The organism is Alteromonas macleodii (genome assembly GCF_903772925.1).
In the GTDB taxonomy this organism is placed as follows: Bacteria; Pseudomonadota; Gammaproteobacteria; order Enterobacterales; family Alteromonadaceae; genus Alteromonas; species Alteromonas macleodii_A.
Window position 1 is genome coordinate 3,628,591 of sequence record NZ_LR812090.1, and the last position, 18,847, is coordinate 3,647,437.

At 43.5% G+C, this 18,847-nt stretch carries 14 protein-coding genes; 10 read left to right on the forward strand and 4 right to left on the reverse strand.

All coding sequences use genetic code 11. From position 1 onward, the window contains the following. Positions 1 to 5: 5 nt before the first annotated feature. The 3 genes from PCAR9_RS15620 to typA form a co-directional block, all read right to left on the reverse strand. Positions 6 to 1,181: a MalY/PatB family protein gene (locus tag PCAR9_RS15620; protein ID WP_179984408.1), complete on the reverse strand. Its 1,176-nt coding sequence runs from the start codon at positions 1,179 to 1,181 to the stop codon at positions 6 to 8. 264 nt (positions 1,182 to 1,445) lie between these two features. Continuing rightward, positions 1,446 to 1,823: a response regulator gene (locus PCAR9_RS15625; protein WP_179984409.1), complete on the reverse strand. Its 378-nt coding sequence runs from the start codon at positions 1,821 to 1,823 to the stop codon at positions 1,446 to 1,448. A 317-nt stretch (positions 1,824 to 2,140) separates the two neighbouring features. Continuing rightward, the gene (typA, locus tag PCAR9_RS15630; RefSeq protein ID WP_179984410.1) at positions 2,141 to 3,973 is read right to left on the reverse strand and encodes a translational GTPase TypA; all 1,833 of its coding nucleotides are present in this window, start codon (positions 3,971 to 3,973) and stop codon (positions 2,141 to 2,143) included. Positions 3,974 to 4,431: 458 nt separating this feature from the next. Between typA and glnA the strand changes: the two genes are divergently transcribed. The 4 genes from glnA (at position 4,432) to glnG (ending at position 9,323) form a co-directional block, all read left to right on the forward strand. After that, complete coding sequence (gene glnA, locus PCAR9_RS15635; RefSeq protein ID WP_179984411.1) at positions 4,432 to 5,841, forward strand: glutamate--ammonia ligase; 1,410 nt, start codon at positions 4,432 to 4,434, stop codon at positions 5,839 to 5,841. Between the two features lie 244 nt (positions 5,842 to 6,085). Beyond that, on the forward strand, positions 6,086 to 6,709 hold the full coding sequence (locus PCAR9_RS15640; protein ID WP_232091296.1) for a DUF4124 domain-containing protein: 624 nt from the start codon (positions 6,086 to 6,088) through the stop codon (positions 6,707 to 6,709). Between the two features lie 129 nt (positions 6,710 to 6,838). Continuing rightward, on the forward strand, positions 6,839 to 7,924 hold the full coding sequence (gene glnL / locus PCAR9_RS15645; protein WP_179984413.1) for a nitrogen regulation protein NR(II): 1,086 nt from the start codon (positions 6,839 to 6,841) through the stop codon (positions 7,922 to 7,924). Further along, a complete protein-coding gene (glnG, locus tag PCAR9_RS15650) occupies positions 7,914 to 9,323 on the forward strand; it encodes a nitrogen regulation protein NR(I) (protein WP_179984414.1) in 1,410 nt (469 codons plus the stop codon). Before glnL ends, glnG begins: the two co-directional genes overlap by 11 nt. A gap of 86 nt (positions 9,324 to 9,409) precedes the next feature. Here the strand turns inward: glnG and PCAR9_RS15655 are convergent, their stop codons facing one another. After that, positions 9,410 to 10,549 (reverse strand): HD-GYP domain-containing protein, encoded by a 1,140-nt coding sequence (locus tag PCAR9_RS15655; protein WP_179984415.1) that lies wholly within the window; start codon positions 10,547 to 10,549, stop codon positions 9,410 to 9,412. A gap of 203 nt (positions 10,550 to 10,752) precedes the next feature. On the opposite strand from PCAR9_RS15655, the gene PCAR9_RS15660 reads away from it, so the two are divergent. From PCAR9_RS15660 to PCAR9_RS15685, 6 genes are all read left to right on the forward strand, one after another. Next, complete coding sequence (locus PCAR9_RS15660) at positions 10,753 to 11,478, forward strand: 1-acylglycerol-3-phosphate O-acyltransferase (RefSeq protein ID WP_179984416.1); 726 nt, start codon at positions 10,753 to 10,755, stop codon at positions 11,476 to 11,478. Between the two features lie 32 nt (positions 11,479 to 11,510). Next, the gene (gene rraB / locus PCAR9_RS15665) at positions 11,511 to 11,909 is read left to right on the forward strand and encodes a ribonuclease E inhibitor RraB (protein WP_118492491.1); all 399 of its coding nucleotides are present in this window, start codon (positions 11,511 to 11,513) and stop codon (positions 11,907 to 11,909) included. Between the two features lie 111 nt (positions 11,910 to 12,020). Continuing rightward, the gene (locus PCAR9_RS15670; RefSeq protein WP_179984417.1) at positions 12,021 to 12,836 is read left to right on the forward strand and encodes a choice-of-anchor H family protein; all 816 of its coding nucleotides are present in this window, start codon (positions 12,021 to 12,023) and stop codon (positions 12,834 to 12,836) included. A 167-nt stretch (positions 12,837 to 13,003) separates the two neighbouring features. Beyond that, positions 13,004 to 14,458, forward strand: a complete 1,455-nt coding sequence (locus PCAR9_RS15675; protein WP_179984418.1) for a sensor domain-containing diguanylate cyclase — start codon at positions 13,004 to 13,006, stop codon at positions 14,456 to 14,458. A 217-nt stretch (positions 14,459 to 14,675) separates the two neighbouring features. Further along, positions 14,676 to 15,959 (forward strand): ABC transporter substrate-binding protein, encoded by a 1,284-nt coding sequence (locus tag PCAR9_RS15680; protein WP_179984419.1) that lies wholly within the window; start codon positions 14,676 to 14,678, stop codon positions 15,957 to 15,959. Positions 15,960 to 16,007: 48 nt separating this feature from the next. Further along, the gene (locus tag PCAR9_RS15685) at positions 16,008 to 18,683 is read left to right on the forward strand and encodes a hybrid sensor histidine kinase/response regulator (RefSeq protein WP_179984420.1); all 2,676 of its coding nucleotides are present in this window, start codon (positions 16,008 to 16,010) and stop codon (positions 18,681 to 18,683) included. Positions 18,684 to 18,847: the final 164 nt, after the last annotated feature.

Consider the following 18,847-nt stretch of genomic DNA (forward strand, 5'->3'; position numbering starts at 1 on the left):
GTTTTTTAGCTGGCGAGGCGTTGAAGTATGTCTTGAAGCATAGATTTGCTGCAGCCAAAGTTGATTCTGAAATGATCTGCTTTGTGGAAATCAATACCCGGAGATGGACCAACGCCCTTCTCTTCCGCCCACTGTTGAACGTTTTCTACGCCTAGTCCACTGGCATCTACCCATGCTAGAAACGTTGCATCGGCTTTTAGCATTTTAAGCCCGTCAATACTGTTGATGGTGTTAAACACCATGTCTCTGTTTTCACGTAAGTAGCTAAGCTGCTGCTGATGCCAATCGTCACACTGAGTGAATGCAGCTTCTGTTGCCGCTAAGCCTAGTACGGTTACCCACGGCACTATGCCTGCTGCGGCATTAGTAAACGCCTGACGTAGTTGGCGATTAGGAATAATGGCAAAAGACGTACCTAAACCCGCAATATTAAATGTTTTGCTGGCAGCCATAAGCGTTACGCTATTTTCAGCAAGATTAGCCTCGCGACCTGCTGGGATATGCTGCTTCCCGTCTTCTAAAATAAGGTCACAGTGTATTTCATCAGAGCAAAGCTTAACATTGTTCGCATTACAAATTTCAGCAATACGGTCCAGCTCCGCTTTAGAAAGTACCGAACCTACAGGGTTCATTGGGTTACAAAGAATAAACAGCTTGCACTTAGGATCCGCAGCTTCTTTTTCTAACGCGTCAAAGTCCAGTGTATAGCGCGCTCCATCGACTTCACTGATACTATCTAAACGTTCACCGTTCGCGCTTTCAACAACAGTACCTATATCTACTCGCTCTAGGCCGTTAAGCTTTGGTGCTGCCAGCAGTGGCGGATAATTTGGCGATTGAATAAGCACTTTATCGCCGGGTTCACAATACGCTTTGCATGCTACGTTGAACGCAGGTACAACGCCTGGTGTCCACACTAACCACTCGGGCTGGATTTCCCAATTGTGCTTATCTTTAAGCCATCTCACTACAGCCTGAATAGCACCGTTATGATGGGCAGGCAGTATGTAACCCATGTTGCCATGCTCAACTTGACCAGAGATGGCATCTAAAATTGGCTGAGCACAACGAAACTCGGTATCAGCCACCCAAGCTGGAATGATGTCTTTTCCTTTGTACTTTTGCCATTTGAACGAAAACGTATCTTTTCTAGAAGGGGTATTATCGAATAAGGCGCTCACATTACATCCTGTTGCTCAAAAACTTATAGCATCAGTGTAGAATTTTAGCGCCTCATAAACTAGGGGCTTAAGATGAATTAACTCAGATTTGCTATATCGAAATGTACTTTTATAGAGGTAAAGTTAAGGCGTTAAACAAGCTGTGGCAAGATGGACTTTTCCATTTTATACCTTGTTGCGGTGAAAGCCTGCTTACTTTCGTTATCAGGTGTCCGTTACCAAGTGGCGTCAATAAAACCGTAACATGTAAGACAAGCTTTAAGGCTAACTTGCTTGTGTGACTGCTTCTTTCGACTTTTGAACCAGCTCTTCCATATTCAGAGGTTTAGCTAAAAAGCCTGATACTTGTAGCTTACGTGCTTCAATAACGAGCTCTTTGTTAGGGTCGGCAGTAATAAGCAAAAAAGGGACGTTTAAACCAGATGACTGACAAGTTTTTAAAAGGCTAAGCCCGTCATAATCCGGCATTACTTGGTCACTTATGATCAAGCTTATGGTGTCGGAAGTTTGTTGTAGCAAGAAGTCTCTCGCAAATTTACTACGCGTAAATGGAAAAACAGTGGCGTCTAACTGCGTCTCTAACGCATCAGTAATAAGGTCTAGCGTAATAGGATCATCTTCAACAACGGCTACAGAAAACACTACCCTTCCCCTTTAGTTAGGTCATTAGTCGTTTATATTACAGCGACTTAGCTTACGTGTTAATGCGTAAACTTTTTCTTTCTTAAGCATAGAAGTTATAAGTATGTTTGACCACTAACCTTTGGTCGATATTTAAGCTTTTGGGTGTTTAACCATTACAGTTAAATAACTAAGTTGGAGAGTTCGAAAGGAAAACTTTAAACCTACAAAAAATAGGGAAGGCTGGCGGCAACTATTAGGTTAACAAAGTTCAATCACTAAATAAAAAATGCCAGCAAAAGCTGGCATTTTTAAAATCGATGTAGTCTTAAAGGATATTAAGACTTAGGTGCGCGTGATGCACGCTTACGTTCGTTTTCTGTAAGAAGCTTCTTACGAATACGGATAGACTCAGGTGTTACTTCTACTAGTTCGTCGTCATCGATGAACTCAAGCGCTTGCTCAAGTGACATCTTGATTGGTGGAACTAGGGTTTGCGCTTCGTCAGTACCAGAGGCACGAACGTTTGTAAGCTGCTTACCTTTAAGTGCGTTTACAGTTAGGTCATTGTCACGGCTGTGAATACCAATAACCATACCTTCGTAAACTTCAACACCGTGACCGATAAATAGGCGACCACGCTCTTGCAGGTTAAACAGGGCGTTAGTCAATGCTTTACCGTTTGCGTTTGCGATAAGTACACCGTTTTTACGCTTACCGATAATACCGCCCTTGTACGGACCGTAGTGATCGAACGTGTGGTAAAGCAAACCAGAACCAGATGTCATTGTCATAAAGTCTGTTTGGAAACCAATTAGGCCACGGCTTGGAATAATGAAGTCGATACGTACGCGACCTTTGCCGTCTGGAGACATATCGGTCATTTCGGCTTTACGAAGACCAAGCTGTTCCATGATTGAGCCTTGGTGCTCTTCTTCACAGTCAATCGTTAGTGTTTCGTAAGGTTCTTGTGTTTCGCCATCAACTTCTTTAAGAATTACCTCTGGACGAGATACAGCAAGCTCGTACCCTTCACGACGCATGTTTTCAATAAGAATACCTAGGTGAAGTTCACCACGACCTGATACGCGGAACTTATCAGGGTCTTGAGTTTCTTCAACGCGAAGCGCAACGTTGTGCACTAGTTCGTCGTTAAGACGCTCTAGGATGTTACGTGACGTTACATATTTACCTTCTTTACCCGCAAACGGAGACGTGTTTACTTGGAAAGTCATAGTAACAGTAGGCTCATCAACCGTAAGTGGAGGAAGCGCTTCAACTGTATTTTGGTCACAAATGGTGTCAGAGATCTTAAGTTCGCCAAGACCTGTGATAGCAATGATGTCGCCGGCATGTGCAGATTCAACTTCGTGACGTGCAAGTCCAAGATAGCCGTAAACCAGACCAACTTTACCGTTACGCTTTTCGCCATCAGCAGTAACAACTGTCACTTGTTGGTTTGGCTTAACTGAACCGCGCTTAACACGACCTACACCAATTACGCCCACGTATGAGTTGTAATCAAGCTGAGAAATCTGCATTTGGAAAGGACCGTCTACGTCTGCATCAGGTGCAGAAACTTGCTCAACGATAGTTTCAAATAGTGCATTCATGTCTTCTTGAGGCTCGTCTGCATCGTGTGATGCCCAGCCATTTAGTGCAGAAGCGTAAACAACTTGGAAATCAAGCTGCTCGTCAGTTGCGCCTAGGTTATCGAAAAGGTCGAATACTTGATCCATTACCCAATCAGGGCGTGCGCCAGGCTTGTCGATTTTATTGATAACAACAATTGGCTTAAGGCCTTGGGCAAATGCTTTTTGCGTTACGAAACGCGTTTGTGGCATTGGACCTTCCTGTGCATCTACAAGTAGAAGTACAGAGTCGGCCATTGACATTACACGTTCTACTTCACCACCGAAGTCAGCGTGTCCTGGAGTATCTACGATGTTGATACGGTAGTCATTCCAGTTAATCGCTGTGTTTTTAGCTAGGATGGTAATGCCACGTTCTTTCTCGATGTCGTTCGAGTCCATTACGCGCTCTTCTTGCTCGCCTCGAGATTCAAGGGTGCCAGACTGCTGTAACAGTTTGTCTACCAGGGTGGTTTTACCGTGGTCAACGTGGGCGATGATTGCGATGTTACGCAATTTACTAATATCAGTGGTATTCATGCTTATATAGAGCCTGTGTAAATCGATGCCAACTTAATTCGGGAATCGAATTAGTCTGCATTAGATTTGTTGCAAAAAAATGCAGATAGAGAAATTTGCGCGGATTGTACAGAAAAACCACGACGTTTGCGCACCTTTTTTTGATAAGAAGTCACTTTTATTAGAATTACCTCTTCAGTTTAAAAAATAACCATCCCATTTGCACCGAATTGAACATATACAGTGGTGGTGTGATACAAAGTGATCTAGGCTAGATGACATAAAAGTAACAATTAAGCACCACTATGGAGCATTAACGCACCTTACTGGTGCATTGCTATTCAAATGGAAGTGATAGATGCCTGTCCATGCCGCAAAATTCGGCTTGCTTGTAAATGGCATGATAATCGCTTTCACTTTTGCCACTGTTGGAGTGAAGCTGATCATTCCGCATTTTTACATTAAACCTGGAGGACACGATGTCAGTAGATAAGGCATTAGAACTGATTAAAGAAAGTGAAGCGAAGTTTGTAGATTTACGTTTTACCGACACTAAAGGTAAAGAACAACACGTATCAATTCCTGCAAGTGGTGTTGATGAAGAATTCTTCGAAGAAGGTAAAATGTTCGACGGTTCTTCAATTGCTGGTTGGAAAGGCATCAACGAATCAGATATGGTTCTTCTTCCAGACGCAGACAGCTGCGTAGTAGACCCTTTCGCAGAAGAAACACAAGTAAACATCCGTTGTGACATTGTTGAGCCTTCAACAATGGAAGGTTACGAGCGTGACCCACGTTCTGTTGCACGTCGCGCAGAAGAGTACTTGAAATCTACAGGTATCGGCGACACATGCTTCTTCGGCCCAGAGCCAGAGTTCTTCCTTTTCGACGACGTGCGTTTCCATACAGATATGGCAGGTTCGTTCTACAAGATTGACTCTTCAGAAGCAAAGTGGAACTCAGGTGAAGAATTCGAAGGCGGCAACATGGCTCACCGCCCTGGCGTTAAAGGCGGCTACTTCCCAGTACCTCCGGTAGATTCTGCTCACGACATTCGTGCTGCTATGTGTATGGTTATGGAAGAAATGGGCCTTGTTATTGAAGCTCACCACCACGAAGTAGCGACAGCGGGTCAAAACGAAATCGCTTGTGAATTCAACACGCTAGTTAAGAAAGCGGATGAAATTCAAGTGTATAAGTATGTTGTACATAATGTTGCACATGCATACGGCCAAACTGCTACCTTTATGCCTAAGCCTCTTGTTGGCGATAACGGTTCTGGTATGCACTGTCACCAGTCTATCTCTAAAGACGGCGTTAACATCTTCGCAGGTGACAAATACGCAGGTCTTTCTGAAGAAGCACTTTACTACATCGGTGGTATCATCAAGCACGCGCGTGCAATTAACGCCTTCGCTAACGCTTCTACTAACTCTTACAAGCGTCTAGTTCCTGGATTCGAAGCGCCGGTAATGCTTGCATACTCTGCGCGTAACCGTTCTGCATCAATTCGTATTCCTCACGTAACAAGCGATAAAGCGCGTCGTATTGAAGTACGTTTCCCTGACCCAACAGCTAACCCTTACCTAGCGTTCTCTGCAATGCTAATGGCTGGCCTTGACGGTATCAAAAACAAGATCCATCCTGGCGATGCTATGGATAAAGACTTATACGACCTACCTGCAGAAGAAGCTGCTGAAATCCCAACTGTTGCAAGCTCGCTTGAAATGGCACTTGAAGCGCTTGATAACGACCGAGACTTCCTTAAAGCAGGTGGCGTTATGACTGACGACATGATTGATGCATACATCGACCTTAAGTCTGAAGAAGTTACTAAGCTTAACATGACAACTCACCCAGTTGAGTTTGACATGTACTACAGCGTGTAATAACACACTGTATAGCGATATATACTAAAGCCCGCTTCGCGGGCTTTTTTTATGTTTGCAATTTAACTACTATGTCTTTGTGTCTGCGCTAAAAGTGGCTTATAAGTTTGCTTACCTTGGGCAGTAAACTAAGGGCCGCCTTATTTGAGTACCGCTTAAAAGTTGTAGCTACAGGCCTCCCGTGACAAAAGTATTATGCTGACATTTTTCAAATATAATGATTAGGTAACAAACCGTGCAAAACATGATGCGATACATCTGCTTAACTTCACTGCTTATAATTAGCAGCAATGGGGTTTTACCCCTGCAAGCCGCTATGCTTAGCCTAGAGCAAGATAATTCGCAGCAAGAAACACAAGCAAATGAGACAGAGCGCGACGCCGAGGCAACTACTACCCTTTCTTCTTCAACTACAACAATCTATAAGGTGGTAGGAGAAGATGGCTCTATTACTTTCACCGATAAGCCGCAAAAAAATGCTGAACCACTGGCATTCGATGATAAAACGCAAAATGTAGTCACAGCAGCCAAAGTACCTCCCCCACCACCGCTCAAGCCTGGTGCGCCCAAACCAAATTATCGCGTAGTCATCAAGTCCCCTGCACCAGAAGCAACAATCCGAAATAATCTAGGTGAGCTAACTATTTCTGCGGCGCAAACTGGTGCACCCAAAGCGCCTACCTATCGCTTAATATTCGATAACGCCCCATTTGCTAGCAATAGTTCGGGCGTATTTAAACTCTCAGGTATCCATCGTGGGGCACATACTTTTAAAGTTGAGTTAACTAACAATACGGGCAAGACTCTTGCATCGTCTCCAGAACAAACCCTTTACCTACATCAGGCATCGGCGTTAATTAATAACTAATAGCGTGCAACCATTGTTCTGTAGCGCACCACCGAGGTTCAGTAAGCTATGTTTGCTTAGCCTCTTATTCGCGTATCGCATCATTGCAAGCTACAATGCACAATTATGGTGCAAAGGAGACGAGCTCGGATGCATTCCACCGAGTTAGAAACACAACAGCTTATAAATAGCCTAAACACAGCGTTGGTAATGGTAGATAACAAACTTACCATTGTTTACGCCAACCATGCAGGTGAAGCCTTGTTCGAGACCGGGCTAAAGCAACTTATCGGGCACCCGCTTCAAGATTTTTTCTTACCGGGAACAATAGAAACTACCAGACTAAAAGCGGCGATTAGAAAAGGTGAAGACTTTACAGAGAACGAAATTAAGCTAGCGTTTAGAGACAACCGCTATGTTTCTGCAGATTTAACCGTTACCAACTTACACTTTGACGATGGCCCTCGACTGCTGTTCGAAGTCAAAAAAATTGACCAACAAAAACGGATTTCTCGAGAGAATTTACAAAATGCACAGCATTATGCGGCTCGAGAGCTAGTACGTGGCTTAGCCCATGAGATAAAAAATCCATTAGGTGGCATTAGAGGCGCAGCCCAACTTTTAGAAAAAGAGCTGTCGGAAGAACACAAAGAATTTACGCGTATGATCATTGAGCAATCTGATCGTCTGCGCAACTTGGTCGACCGTTTGCTAGGCCCTAATTCACTGCCTCGATTCGAAGAAAGCAATGTGCATCAGGCTCTTGAAAAAATACGTAGCCTAATGCGTTTTGATTCAGATAACCCTATAGCCATAGTCAGAGACTATGATCCAAGTATACCGCCGCTTTTATTAGACCCTGACATGATTCAGCAGGCTGTGCTTAATATAGTCAGAAATAGCATTCAAGCTTTAACCGAGAGCCAAACCCCTAACCCAGAGATTAGGCTAGTTACGCGAATAGAGCGCCAGATGACGATTCAAACGAAACGTCATGCACTGGTAGCAAAAATAAAAATTATAGATAACGGTCCGGGTATTCCCGCTGAAATTAAAGACACGCTTTTTTATCCCATGGTCACGAGTAAGCAAAATGGCTCTGGGCTGGGTTTGTCTATTTCGCAAACCCTTATTAACCACCACGGCGGCAAAATAGATGTAGACAGCTACCCTGGTCACACTGAGTTCGTAATTTACCTACCAATAGATCGTAAGGAGACAGACGATGACGAATGAGTCTGTGTGGATTGTCGATGATGACAGTTCTATTCGTTGGGTGCTGCAAAAGGCCTTACAAGCCGCTGATATCAGCTGTTTAAGTTTTGAAAACCCCGAAGATTTATTGCTTCAACTTCAAAGCGGCCAAGCCCCCGAAGTCATCATTTCAGATATAAGAATGCCACAAATGGACGGCATGACATTACTGAACGAAGTACACGCTTCCCATCCATTGCTTCCCGTTATCATTATGACGGCGCATTCGGATTTAGACAGTGCGGTAAACGCTTATCAAAAAGGGGCATTTGAATACTTACCAAAACCTTTTGATATTGACGAAGCAGTAACCTTAACTCAACGCGCCCTTGCTCATGCAAGAGAGCAGTCGACGGTATCCAAATCACAAGTTGAAGACGTTGTAACCGAGATAATTGGTGAAGCGCCTGCTATGCAGGAAGTTTTCCGTGCTATAGGTCGACTTTCACGTTCTTCGATTAGCGTACTTATTAACGGCCAATCGGGTACGGGTAAAGAGCTGGTAGCGCACGCACTTCACAGACACAGCCCTAGAGCGAGTAAGCCTTTCATTGCGCTTAACATGGCGGCAATCCCGGCTGACTTGGTTGAGTCTGAGCTGTTTGGGCATGAAAAAGGCGCCTTTACCGGTGCACAAGCTGCACGCCAAGGGCGTTTTGAGCAAGCTGACGGCGGTACACTTTTCTTAGATGAAATAGGCGATATGCCGTTAGATGTGCAAACCCGCCTTTTGCGAGTACTCGCGGATGGTCAGTTTTATCGCGTAGGTGGCCATCAGTCGGTAAGCGTTGATGTACGCATTATTGCGGCAACCCACCAAAACCTAGAGCAGCGTGTTGCTGAAGGAAAGTTCAGGGAAGATTTATTTCACCGCCTGAACGTTATTCGTGTGCACCTTCCATCACTCAACGAACGTCGTGAAGATATTCCGTTGTTAACACGCCACTTCCTTCGCCGAGCAGCTAAAGAACTTGATGTGGAAGCAAAAAGCATTTCTAAAGAAGCTGAGCGCGTTATGTCCCAACTGCCTTGGCCCGGTAACGTAAGACAGTTAGAAAACGTATGCCGCTGGCTAACGGTAATGGCAAGTGGACAAGAAGTCTTACCGAGCGACTTGCCGCCAGAAATTCACAGCGATAGCGGTATTGAAAAACCGAGTGCCGAATCGGGTGATTGGCCAGATTTACTCGCGAGCTGGACCGACAAACAACTACGCGATGGTCACCACAATATCCTTAACGACGCTATGCTGACTTTCGAGCGCGTGATGCTTGAGCGAGCACTCCAGCACACACACGGCCACAAGCAAGATGCGGCTAAACGCTTGGGTTGGGGAAGAAACACGCTTACCCGTAAGCTAAAGGAATTAGGTGTGAATTAAACCTGTTTCGCTTGTTGAGATAGCTGAGAAGCCTTTAGCTTAATTAGGCTCTCAGCCAACACCACATAGCAAGATAAGGGCAGTGTTTACTGCCCTTTAGTTAAAAGCGCTGTCATAGCCTGATTAAACAGCCTTACCCACTTCATACTGAACTGCCCTTTGGCACTGCGGTTAATCTCTATCACAGCTTCTTTTTTGGAAAGCACATTGTCTTCGTTATGCGCCCTTGGATGTGTCATTGCGTCGTAAGTGTCAACAATTGCAAGCAGCTTAGCGCCTTCACAGATATCGTCTTCTTTTATGCCTAGCGGATATCCAGTACCATCAGTACGTTCGTGATGCTGCATCACTATTTTACGCGCCATGTCCCATTGGTCTAAATGCTCTAACAAACGAGCGCTTTTGTATACGTGAGACCGCATCAGGTTGAATTCGATATCACTTAATTCATCGCCTTTATGCAACAGCTTTAACGGCATGAACGCCATACCAAAATCATGAACGTAACTGGCTACCGCCAGCTGGTCTTCGTCAATTGGCTTTTCAGCAACATCGTTAATGTACATGGCCAACTTAGCAATGCGATCACCTCGTCCAACCCAATAGTTAGAACGACGCTCAATGGTTTGCATAAGATCGCGGAAAAACAAAATGTCTTGTTTTTTCTCACTGCTAATGTCTTTAGGTATACCTGTCGCGGCTAATGTGGGCGGCTTTATTTGCACGTTTTCGGGGTCGTCGCCGTCAGCGACAATGTCTAACGCAGGGTTGAGTAACAACACAGCTTCAGTAAGACGTTTTTCATGTTCAGCAGAATTGTCAGGCGTAACACGACTGATAGCCAGCACTAGCTGGTTGTGAAGGTTGTCATCATACTCGGCCTTGCCGTCAGCCATTACAGCCTCGACAAAGGCTTTTACTCTGTCCATAGTAAGAAGTACCAAGTCACTCATAGTGCTGGTATATGCCACCTGCCCTTTGCGTAAGTAATCGAGCAAATCTTCAACATGCTGTAAAAGGGGGATCATCGGAGAGAAATTAACTAAGCCTAAATCGCCCTTAATAGTGTGGATTGAACGAAACAGGGCTCGTTGCAACTCGTTGTCTTCCGGCCGAAGCTCTAATTCTATCAATGTTTGCTCACTCGATTCATAGAGTTCGTTAATTTCCTCCATAAGGTCAGCAAGAATATCTTCTTCTAGGTCGTCTGGAGTAAATGTCTGCATGTAATGAATACCGAGTTAGATTCTATTAAGCTTTCTATTATTGTAATTCGGTATCGGCAAAATTTCCTCATACTAAAGGTGATAAAGAAGGAACTTTCACAAGTGATGACCCGATTAAATCTAAACATTGTAAAAACTCATCGGACAAGTGTACGCTGAAACTTCATCTATACTGCGCGCGTCAATTGTATCTAGGAGTTGTTTTGATCGCTTTATTTCGCATACCGGCACTATTTATCGCCTTTTTATTAATCAACATTATTTTGCTGATCATTTGTATTGTGCGCCCTTTTCATAAGGACAACGTGCATGCTGCCGGTAGTTTGTATTCACTTATGGCTAAAATAGTGGGCCTTAAAATTATTATAAAAAGAGACCCCGCTGTAAAAACGAACGAGCCTTATGTTTTCATTGCAAATCACCAAAACAGCTTCGACGTTATTACTATTTGTAAGGCTGCGCTTCCTGGCGTGGTCACAATTGGAAAAAAGAGTTTGAAATGGATCCCTATTTTCGGCCAAATTTATTGGCTGTCGGGGAATATCATGATCGATAGAAAAAATTCAGGAAAAGCGCGAAACACCTTAGACATTGCCGCTAACCGCATAGCTAAAAAGAAAACGTCTGTATGGTTATTCCCTGAAGGTACCAGAAGTTACGGCAGAGGCATTCTACCGTTTAAGCAAGGCGCTTTTCGTTTAGCCAAAACCACGAATGAACCTGTGGTTATGGTTACAGCGAGCAACCTGCATGAAAAGGTTAAATGGAACCGCTGGAACAACGGGATTGTGCTGATTGATATCGCAGCGCCTCAATCACTTACCGAAGAACGCACAATTAAAGAGTGGATGGTGCACTTTAATGATGAAATGAAACAAAAGTTTGATGTGCTTAATACACAGGTCGATGAACTGGAAAAAAGCAGGTAAACTTGCGCCTAAATTGCTAACGAGTGTTTATTATGACCCAGTTCGATGAAAGAGAAGAGTGGTACGAGTTTAACCAAGAAACTATTGATGCCCTTCTAGAAGATGGCAGTCAAGCAGATGCCGACTATACCATTGAGCACCATTTCGCCAGTACCGACTTTGACGTCTTAGAAAAAGCCGCTGTTGATGCGTTTAAAGCTGGCTTTGAAGTAACTGATGCCGAAGAGCTAATTCTTGATGACGGCGAAACCATTTTTTGCTTCGACGCCGTGGTAGAAAGAAAGCTAAACATTGAAAAGCTTAATGCGGATTCAGACGCCCTTTTAAAAATCGCTGACAAACACGATGTGACCTACGATGGATGGGGCACGTATTTCGAGCCACGCGAAGAAGGCGAGTACGAAGAAGAAGACCATCACTTCGACGACTAACCCTTAATTTTTCCTATAAAGCTGAAGGGATATTAAGTTACTCTTCAGCTTTTGTTCATCTTTTTTCGACAACAATGACTCTGTCATTATCGATTGGAAAAGGATGGACAGATGAAAAACTTAGTATCAGCACTTACAGCGTATTCTGCTATCGCCGCATTACAGCTTGCGTTTTTGTCACCTGTGCATGCGAATACTGATAGTAGTTCAGAAGAAAAACAGGTTAACTCAACTGAATTCCGCTACGACAAACCATTTGTAGCCACTGAATCACTACAGCCGAAAACCACAAGTGGGCTGACCAATGACAGTATTGTCGAGCAAACTATAGATAAGGCCAACGCACAACAAAGCACGCTCAGCCAGACTAATAAGCATCAACAACATCTTGGTGTAAACAAATCATCAAGCGACATAGTGGTTAGCAGCGTTAATGAATTCTGGATTTATGAAAGTTGGGTAACGCTCCTACAAGACATTGACTACGATGGATATCACTCTACATTCTCTATTGAGTTTGACGCCGACACGATTTTCACACGAGCACCTGTTTACGCAGTATTGTATTTAGGTAAAGACGGTCTCTACGATGCAATTCACGTGTCGTCTGAATTTTATATTTATTCAGAAGATTCAACCGATACATTTACCATCGAAAGTTCATTAGTAACTGGCTTTCCTCCTGGCGAATACGACATACTGCTAGAACTTTACGATGCAGATACAGAAGAGCTAGTGGCATTTACCGATGCTTATGACGACAGCGCACTTGCCTATCTTCCTCTTGAAAGTGAGAACAATGAGTACGTTGTAGAAGATACGGTGGTTATCGTAGAAGAGCATGGCGGTACCTGGTCGCTACTTCCATTGTTTTTACTAGGGGGCATTGTAGTTACAAGACGCCTCAGCAAATTCTCTCACCATTAATTTTCCTTCTAAATTTATCTTTGCCAAAAGCTGTTTTAAACACAGCTTTTGGCTATTTTTTAAACTAAAGTCTAATATATAGGTTAACTCTTCTTTCTAATTAACGTTGATTCGCCAATGTACAGGGAAAAACAGTACATACTGACGCTTTCAAGTGGTGTAGTGCAATGAGCTTCAACAATGTTAACTTGTTCAATCTATTAGAAAACACAGAAATTGGTGTGGTTATTCACAATGCTTCTGGCGCGGTAGAGTACGCCAACCCCGCTGCGTTGTTGATGCTTAAATTAAGTCTTGGAGAGCTTAAGGACAAAAGCTTAGATGCAGAGACATGGGAGTTCATAGATAGACAAAACCGGCGGCTTTCCTACGATGAATTACCTGTAGTTCGAGTACTATCGACAGGCAAATCTGTAACTAATCAAATTTTGGGCATTATTGACAAAACAACAGAAAAAACCGCTTGGTTTAGTGTTAATGCCTACCCAGATAAAGTTAGCGGGAACGGAATTACACCGCCCTTTGCAGTCGTTTACTTTACAAACATCACAGCGAAAATAAACGACTTTTCCCATAGAGACATTGTGCAGAATTCACAAGACATGATCTTGGTGACAGAAGCCAAAAACATCAATGCCCCACTCTCACCTAAAATAATTTACGCCAATGAAGCCCTCTGTAAGCATACTGAGTATGACCTCGAAGAGCTAATTGGCGAAACACCCAGGATTTTCCAAGGAACCCTAACAGACAAAGCCTCCACAGATCGCATCCGCCAAGCCCTTGTTGAACAAATTCCGTGTACTGAGACACTGCTGAACTATACGAAAACCGGTACACCGTTCTGGGTACAAATGAATATATTCCCTCTAACCAACGATTTTGGTGAAGTTACGCACTTTGCTGCGGTTCAGCGCAATGTAAGTGAGATGAAGTTTCAGTCTGAACAGCTGGATAAAAGAAATTCAGAGCTAAAAAGAATAAAACAAGATTTAGAAAACTTGGTTCACGAACGTACAAGTGAGCTGCGAGATGCAAACCTGAAATTAGAAAAGCTGGCATATTTTGACGCCTTAACCAATATCCCCAACAGGCGAGCGTTTATTGATGCGTTCTCTAAATCTTTAATGTTTGCCAAACGCAACAACCATGAAGTTCTGGTAGGAATTGCAGATGTTGATCACTTTAAATCAATAAACGACAACCTTGGCCATGGGTTTGGCGATGAAGTGCTGACTATCGTTGCGCAAACAATGCAGAGATTCTTTCGAGCCGAAGACGCAATAGGCAGAATTGGAGGGGAAGAATTTGCTTTTTGTATTGTGCTTCTAAGCCAAGTCTCGCCGCACCAAATTCTGGATAGGCTAAGATTGAAGGTGAGCAGATTACATGAAACCCAGCCGCTTTTAAAAGGGCATAAAATTACGGTAAGCATTGGTGCAGTACAATCGAAGGATCTTCAGCACAAAAGCGCTAAACAGCTTCTCACCTATGCCGACAAAGCGCTTTACAAGGCCAAGAACAATGGGCGAAATACAGTGGAGTGCATTCAGAAAGGTGCAAAAATTTCAGCAATTTCAGCTCAAGAGCCATTAGACGATGAGTCGCGGGAGGCGCTTTAACCGACTTTATAAAAACGCCAGCCGTTTACTTTAAACATGCTTGAGTTGCTTAACACAATGGCCTATTAGTGAACCTTATTAATCGTCATTCTTCGACGGTTGAGTTTCTTCAACTTCCACCACCACCTTTTCAACAATCTTCTAACATTTTTTTTGGTAACACTATGAAATAAGTGCCAGAATGTAACGAGGACATCCCTTTACACGGAATTTCACAATGTCTATTAAGCCTTCAAAAAAAAATGTTTCTTCTGCATCACGCCGAACTTTACTAAAAGGCGGACTAGCGTTTGGATTAACAGCGGGCGTGACACCTTTCGCTATAGGTAAAGCTAAGCCAACGCTTCGTGTTATGGGAACCCACGTGACTTTACAAGAAGCTATTCGGCAGCGGGCTATTGAAGACTTAGGTATCAATATTGTGTTTGAACCCGGCGGTAGCGCAACTGTTTTACAAAAAGCCTCAATGGCGCCCCATTCTTTTGATTTATACGAGCAATGGTCAAATAGCATTAACGTTCTGTGGCGAGCAAAAGCTATCCAACCTATACAGAAAACGCGCCTTCAATATTGGGATGAAATAAACAATTTAAGTAAAACCGGTAAGCTCACTGAGAATGCGCGCATGGGCGCGGGTGATGCACCCCACAAAATTCTCAATGTACAGGGCGATGGCTCTTTAGGCGAACAGCACACCGATACCATCAGCTTTTTACCCTATGTACACAATGTAGACTCCTTTGGTTACGACACCTCAAAGCTACCGGCTGAACTGCAAGGGCAGGAAGAAAGTTGGGGATGGCTGTTAGATCGTCATTTTTCTGGAAAAGTAGGTATTGTGAACGACCCCACAATCGGACTATTCGATTTAGCGTTAGCAGCACAAGCAAAAGGGTTCATTACTTTTAAAGATATTGGTGCCATCACCGAATACGAGCTAGACGACTTGTTCAACCTGCTCATTGAATTAACCCAGTTGAATCATTTTAACGGGTTTTGGACATCGGTTCCCGAGTCTGTCGAATTTATGAAAAGCGGTCGAGTTACCATTGAAAGTATGTTCTCCCCTGCGGTCTCAGCACTAAACGGCCAAAATATTCCCGTCACATTTGCAGCCCCCAAGGAAGGTTATAGAGGATGGCACGGCGTAATGTGCCTTTCTTCTGCTACTCAAGGAAGAATAAAAGATGTAGCTTACGAATATATGAACTGGTGGCTTTCAGGCTGGCCTGGCGCATTTATAGCAAGACAGGGCTATTACATTTCAAACCCTAAGCGTTCTGCCGATTATTTATCGCAGGCCGAATGGGACTATTGGTATAAGGGTAAAGTTGCCTCCACTCCGCTAAAAGGCCCAGATGGCAAGGTGAGTGTACAACAAGGCGCACAGCGAACCGGCGGTAGTTATGAAGAGCGCTTTAGTAACGTTGCAGTTTGGAATACGGTTATGTCAAGCTATGAATATAGCTTACAAAAGTGGTACGAATTTATCACCGCATAAAACAGTGTAATACCACATCTTAAATGGAAGAAGGTTCTTTAGGCTTATATGTTATCGTCAATACGGATACAGCTTATAACAGTGTTAGTTGCGCTAATCGCACTGATCCTTGCCCAAGGTTTTGTAGCGCGAAAAAACCAAGAGGTTTTGAACGAAGGCGTTGCATCTGCTGCGAAAGCCGTCATTGATGTTAGTACAGTTAAAGAACTTGAGCGCGACGTTGTCGACCTTCAGCGCAATGTCCTAATTTTTAAGGAGAATGCAAGTAAGTCTGCCATAACTCGCTTTAGCCGCCTAATGGTTACGATAAACGGTAAGCTAGATAAACTAGCGGCGGTAAATGAGCTTGCTGATTCAAAAGATGACAGCAATCAAATCCTCGATAGAATGAGAGAGCATTTACACGCTTACCAGGAAAACTTCTCTCAAGTTGTTGAGGCTCGCTCAGAAAGAGACAACCTTATCGATCAGGGCACAATGTCTGACATAACGTTGCTAGGAAGTGAGCTTGATAAGGCTTTAGCACAAGGGCAGCTTTCTGCTGCTTTCGTAGACGATGCCAAGGTCATTCTTATACGTACAGAAAATGCAATGCTGAAATACTTGATGAAGCCTGATATGAAATTCATCCAGTCTTTTAATGATGCCATAGACGCTTTGAAACGCTTACCATCCTCTGCTCCCCCTAAATTGCAACAGCGTATTGAACGCATCATAGATAGGATTAAAAACGACTTCTTTAAGCTGACGCAAATAACACAAGGCAACCTTTTTCTGGTTAATGTTGTGATGGCAGGCTCTGCAAACGAATTTCTCTATTTAAGTGGAGAACTGGCGAAAAAGGTAAGTACCGACTCTGAAGTTATAACGCAGCGCACTTACCAAATAGCAGAAAGTACACAACGCAATGGTGAGCTCTTTTCTCTGTTTGCCATTTTACTTGCTTTGTCGGCGGCATTGTTTTCTACCTTGCGTATTCTTGGCCCTATCCGCTCTATCACGGAAGTTTTCAACAAGCTCGCTCAAGGCATACAAATCTCTAATATTCCAGGCAGTAATCGGAAAGATGAAATTGGCAAGCTAGCGAAAGCCGCTCTTGTGTTTAGCGATAAAAACCGTGAGACAGAAAAACTGCTTAATGAAGCGCGAACCATGAACTCTCAGTTGGAAGACTTAAATAAAGTTATCACTGAATCTAAAGTTAAAGCCGAACAAGCTACCGCATCGAAAAGTATGTTTCTGGCCAATATGAGCCACGAAATACGCACGCCTATGAATGGCATTATCGGATTAATAGAACTAGCACAGCAGCAAGAACTTTCTTCTACGGTTAGAGGTTACTTAGACAAAGCGGCGTATTCTGGGCAGATTCTGCTAAGCGTAATTAACGATATCCTCGACTTCTCTAAAATTGAAGCAGGTAAGCTTAAAATAGAAGAAGTGAGCTTTTCACTACACTCGCTATTTGACAACTTGATTGCGGTAATTGCGTTACGAGCAAAAGAGAAGAACCTGTCGGTTCATTTTACGGTAAACCCCAAAATACCGCCTCAGGTCATTGGCGACCCTCTTCGTATAGCTCAAATTATCATGAACATTGGCAACAACGCCGTAAAATTCACCGAACAAGGCCGCATAGAAATTGAATTTGACGGTAGTTTAAATGAAAAAGGTAACCTGCTTAATCTTTCCATGAGAATAACCGATTCTGGCATTGGAATGAGTCCAGCGCAGCTTGATAAAATATTCAAACCTTTTACCCAAGCTGACGGTTCAACCAACAGAAAGTACGGCGGTACGGGCTTAGGGCTTGCTATCGTAAGCCAACTTACCGAACTCATGAATGGTCGACTGGATGCGACCTCGACCATGGGTAAAGGCAGCACGTTTGAAGTTGAACTTCCCTTACGAGCTTTTAAAAACCAGCCTGGGGTATTAGAGAACTCGCCTCAGCTACCAAATAATAGCATTTACATCACTGAGTCACCTTTGCTTCCTGAGGCTTATTGCACCCAAATTCAGCTTTCGACAATATCGGGCATGCCATTAGATGAAGCTAAAAATGTTTTGTCGCTCCCAGACCACATTATTGTCGATGTTCATGAGTTTAGCTTCTTTAGAAAGAATATTAGCTGGCTAAATAGCTTATTGGAAAGCGGAAAATCTGTGGGCTTGGTGATGGAAAGCGCAGGCAGTGCTTTACAATCTAAATATGATTCGCTTTGGAAGGGCCCATTAATTATGCACCCCTTTACCCCGGCCCAATTCGAACGTTTTGTTAATCAGGTTATCTCGAAAGACGCCAGCTTTGAAGGTCAGCACTTTAAAGACGAATCGCTAATTACTTCACTTGAGGGGCACGTGCTGCTGGTTGAAGACAACAATATAAATCAGCTCGTTACGGGCGAGATGCTTACTAACCTTGGGCTAACCTTTGATATAGCAGAAGATGGTAAACAGGCCGTACAAAAAATAGAAAACTCGCCTCAATACGACCTCGTACTGATGGATGTACAAATGCCAGTTATGGACGGATATGAAGCCACAACTCAGCTTCGAGAAAAGGGGTTTACAGCATTACCCATTATCGGCCTTTCCGCAAACGCGATGAAAGAAGACAAGCAAAGCGCTATAAAGTCTGGCATGAACGACTATTTGACCAAACCTATAAAGCAAAAGTCCCTGATAGGCATGCTAAGACAATACTTGGGTAAGCAAGACTAGGTTCTATTGGGCGAAATCGGTTGAGGTAAATGTTTAGTCGTGCTTTTGGTAGAAGGCAACAGCACAAAGCCCTAATGTCAGTCAGTATTTATTTAAATTAAGTTCTGATGTGAGTTAGCGCTTTAATGTATTAGCCCGCATGTAATATCAGTCCGCATAGATAA

Coding starts and splice junctions, on each gene's coding strand:
- typA (WP_179984410.1), bottom strand. CDS start 3,973: ATGAATACCACTGATATTAGTAAATTGCGTAACATCGCAATCATCGCC.
- glnA (WP_179984411.1), top strand. CDS start 4,432: ATGTCAGTAGATAAGGCATTAGAACTGATTAAAGAAAGTGAAGCGAAG.
- PCAR9_RS15640 (WP_232091296.1), top strand. CDS start 6,086: ATGATGCGATACATCTGCTTAACTTCACTGCTTATAATTAGCAGCAAT.
- glnL (WP_179984413.1), top strand. CDS start 6,839: ATGCATTCCACCGAGTTAGAAACACAACAGCTTATAAATAGCCTAAAC.
- glnG (WP_179984414.1), top strand. CDS start 7,914: ATGACGAATGAGTCTGTGTGGATTGTCGATGATGACAGTTCTATTCGT.
- PCAR9_RS15655 (WP_179984415.1), bottom strand. CDS start 10,549: ATGCAGACATTTACTCCAGACGACCTAGAAGAAGATATTCTTGCTGAC.
- rraB (WP_118492491.1), top strand. CDS start 11,511: ATGACCCAGTTCGATGAAAGAGAAGAGTGGTACGAGTTTAACCAAGAA.
- PCAR9_RS15670 (WP_179984417.1), top strand. CDS start 12,021: ATGAAAAACTTAGTATCAGCACTTACAGCGTATTCTGCTATCGCCGCA.
- PCAR9_RS15675 (WP_179984418.1), top strand. CDS start 13,004: ATGAGCTTCAACAATGTTAACTTGTTCAATCTATTAGAAAACACAGAA.
- PCAR9_RS15680 (WP_179984419.1), top strand. CDS start 14,676: ATGTCTATTAAGCCTTCAAAAAAAAATGTTTCTTCTGCATCACGCCGA.
- PCAR9_RS15685 (WP_179984420.1), top strand. CDS start 16,008: ATGTTATCGTCAATACGGATACAGCTTATAACAGTGTTAGTTGCGCTA.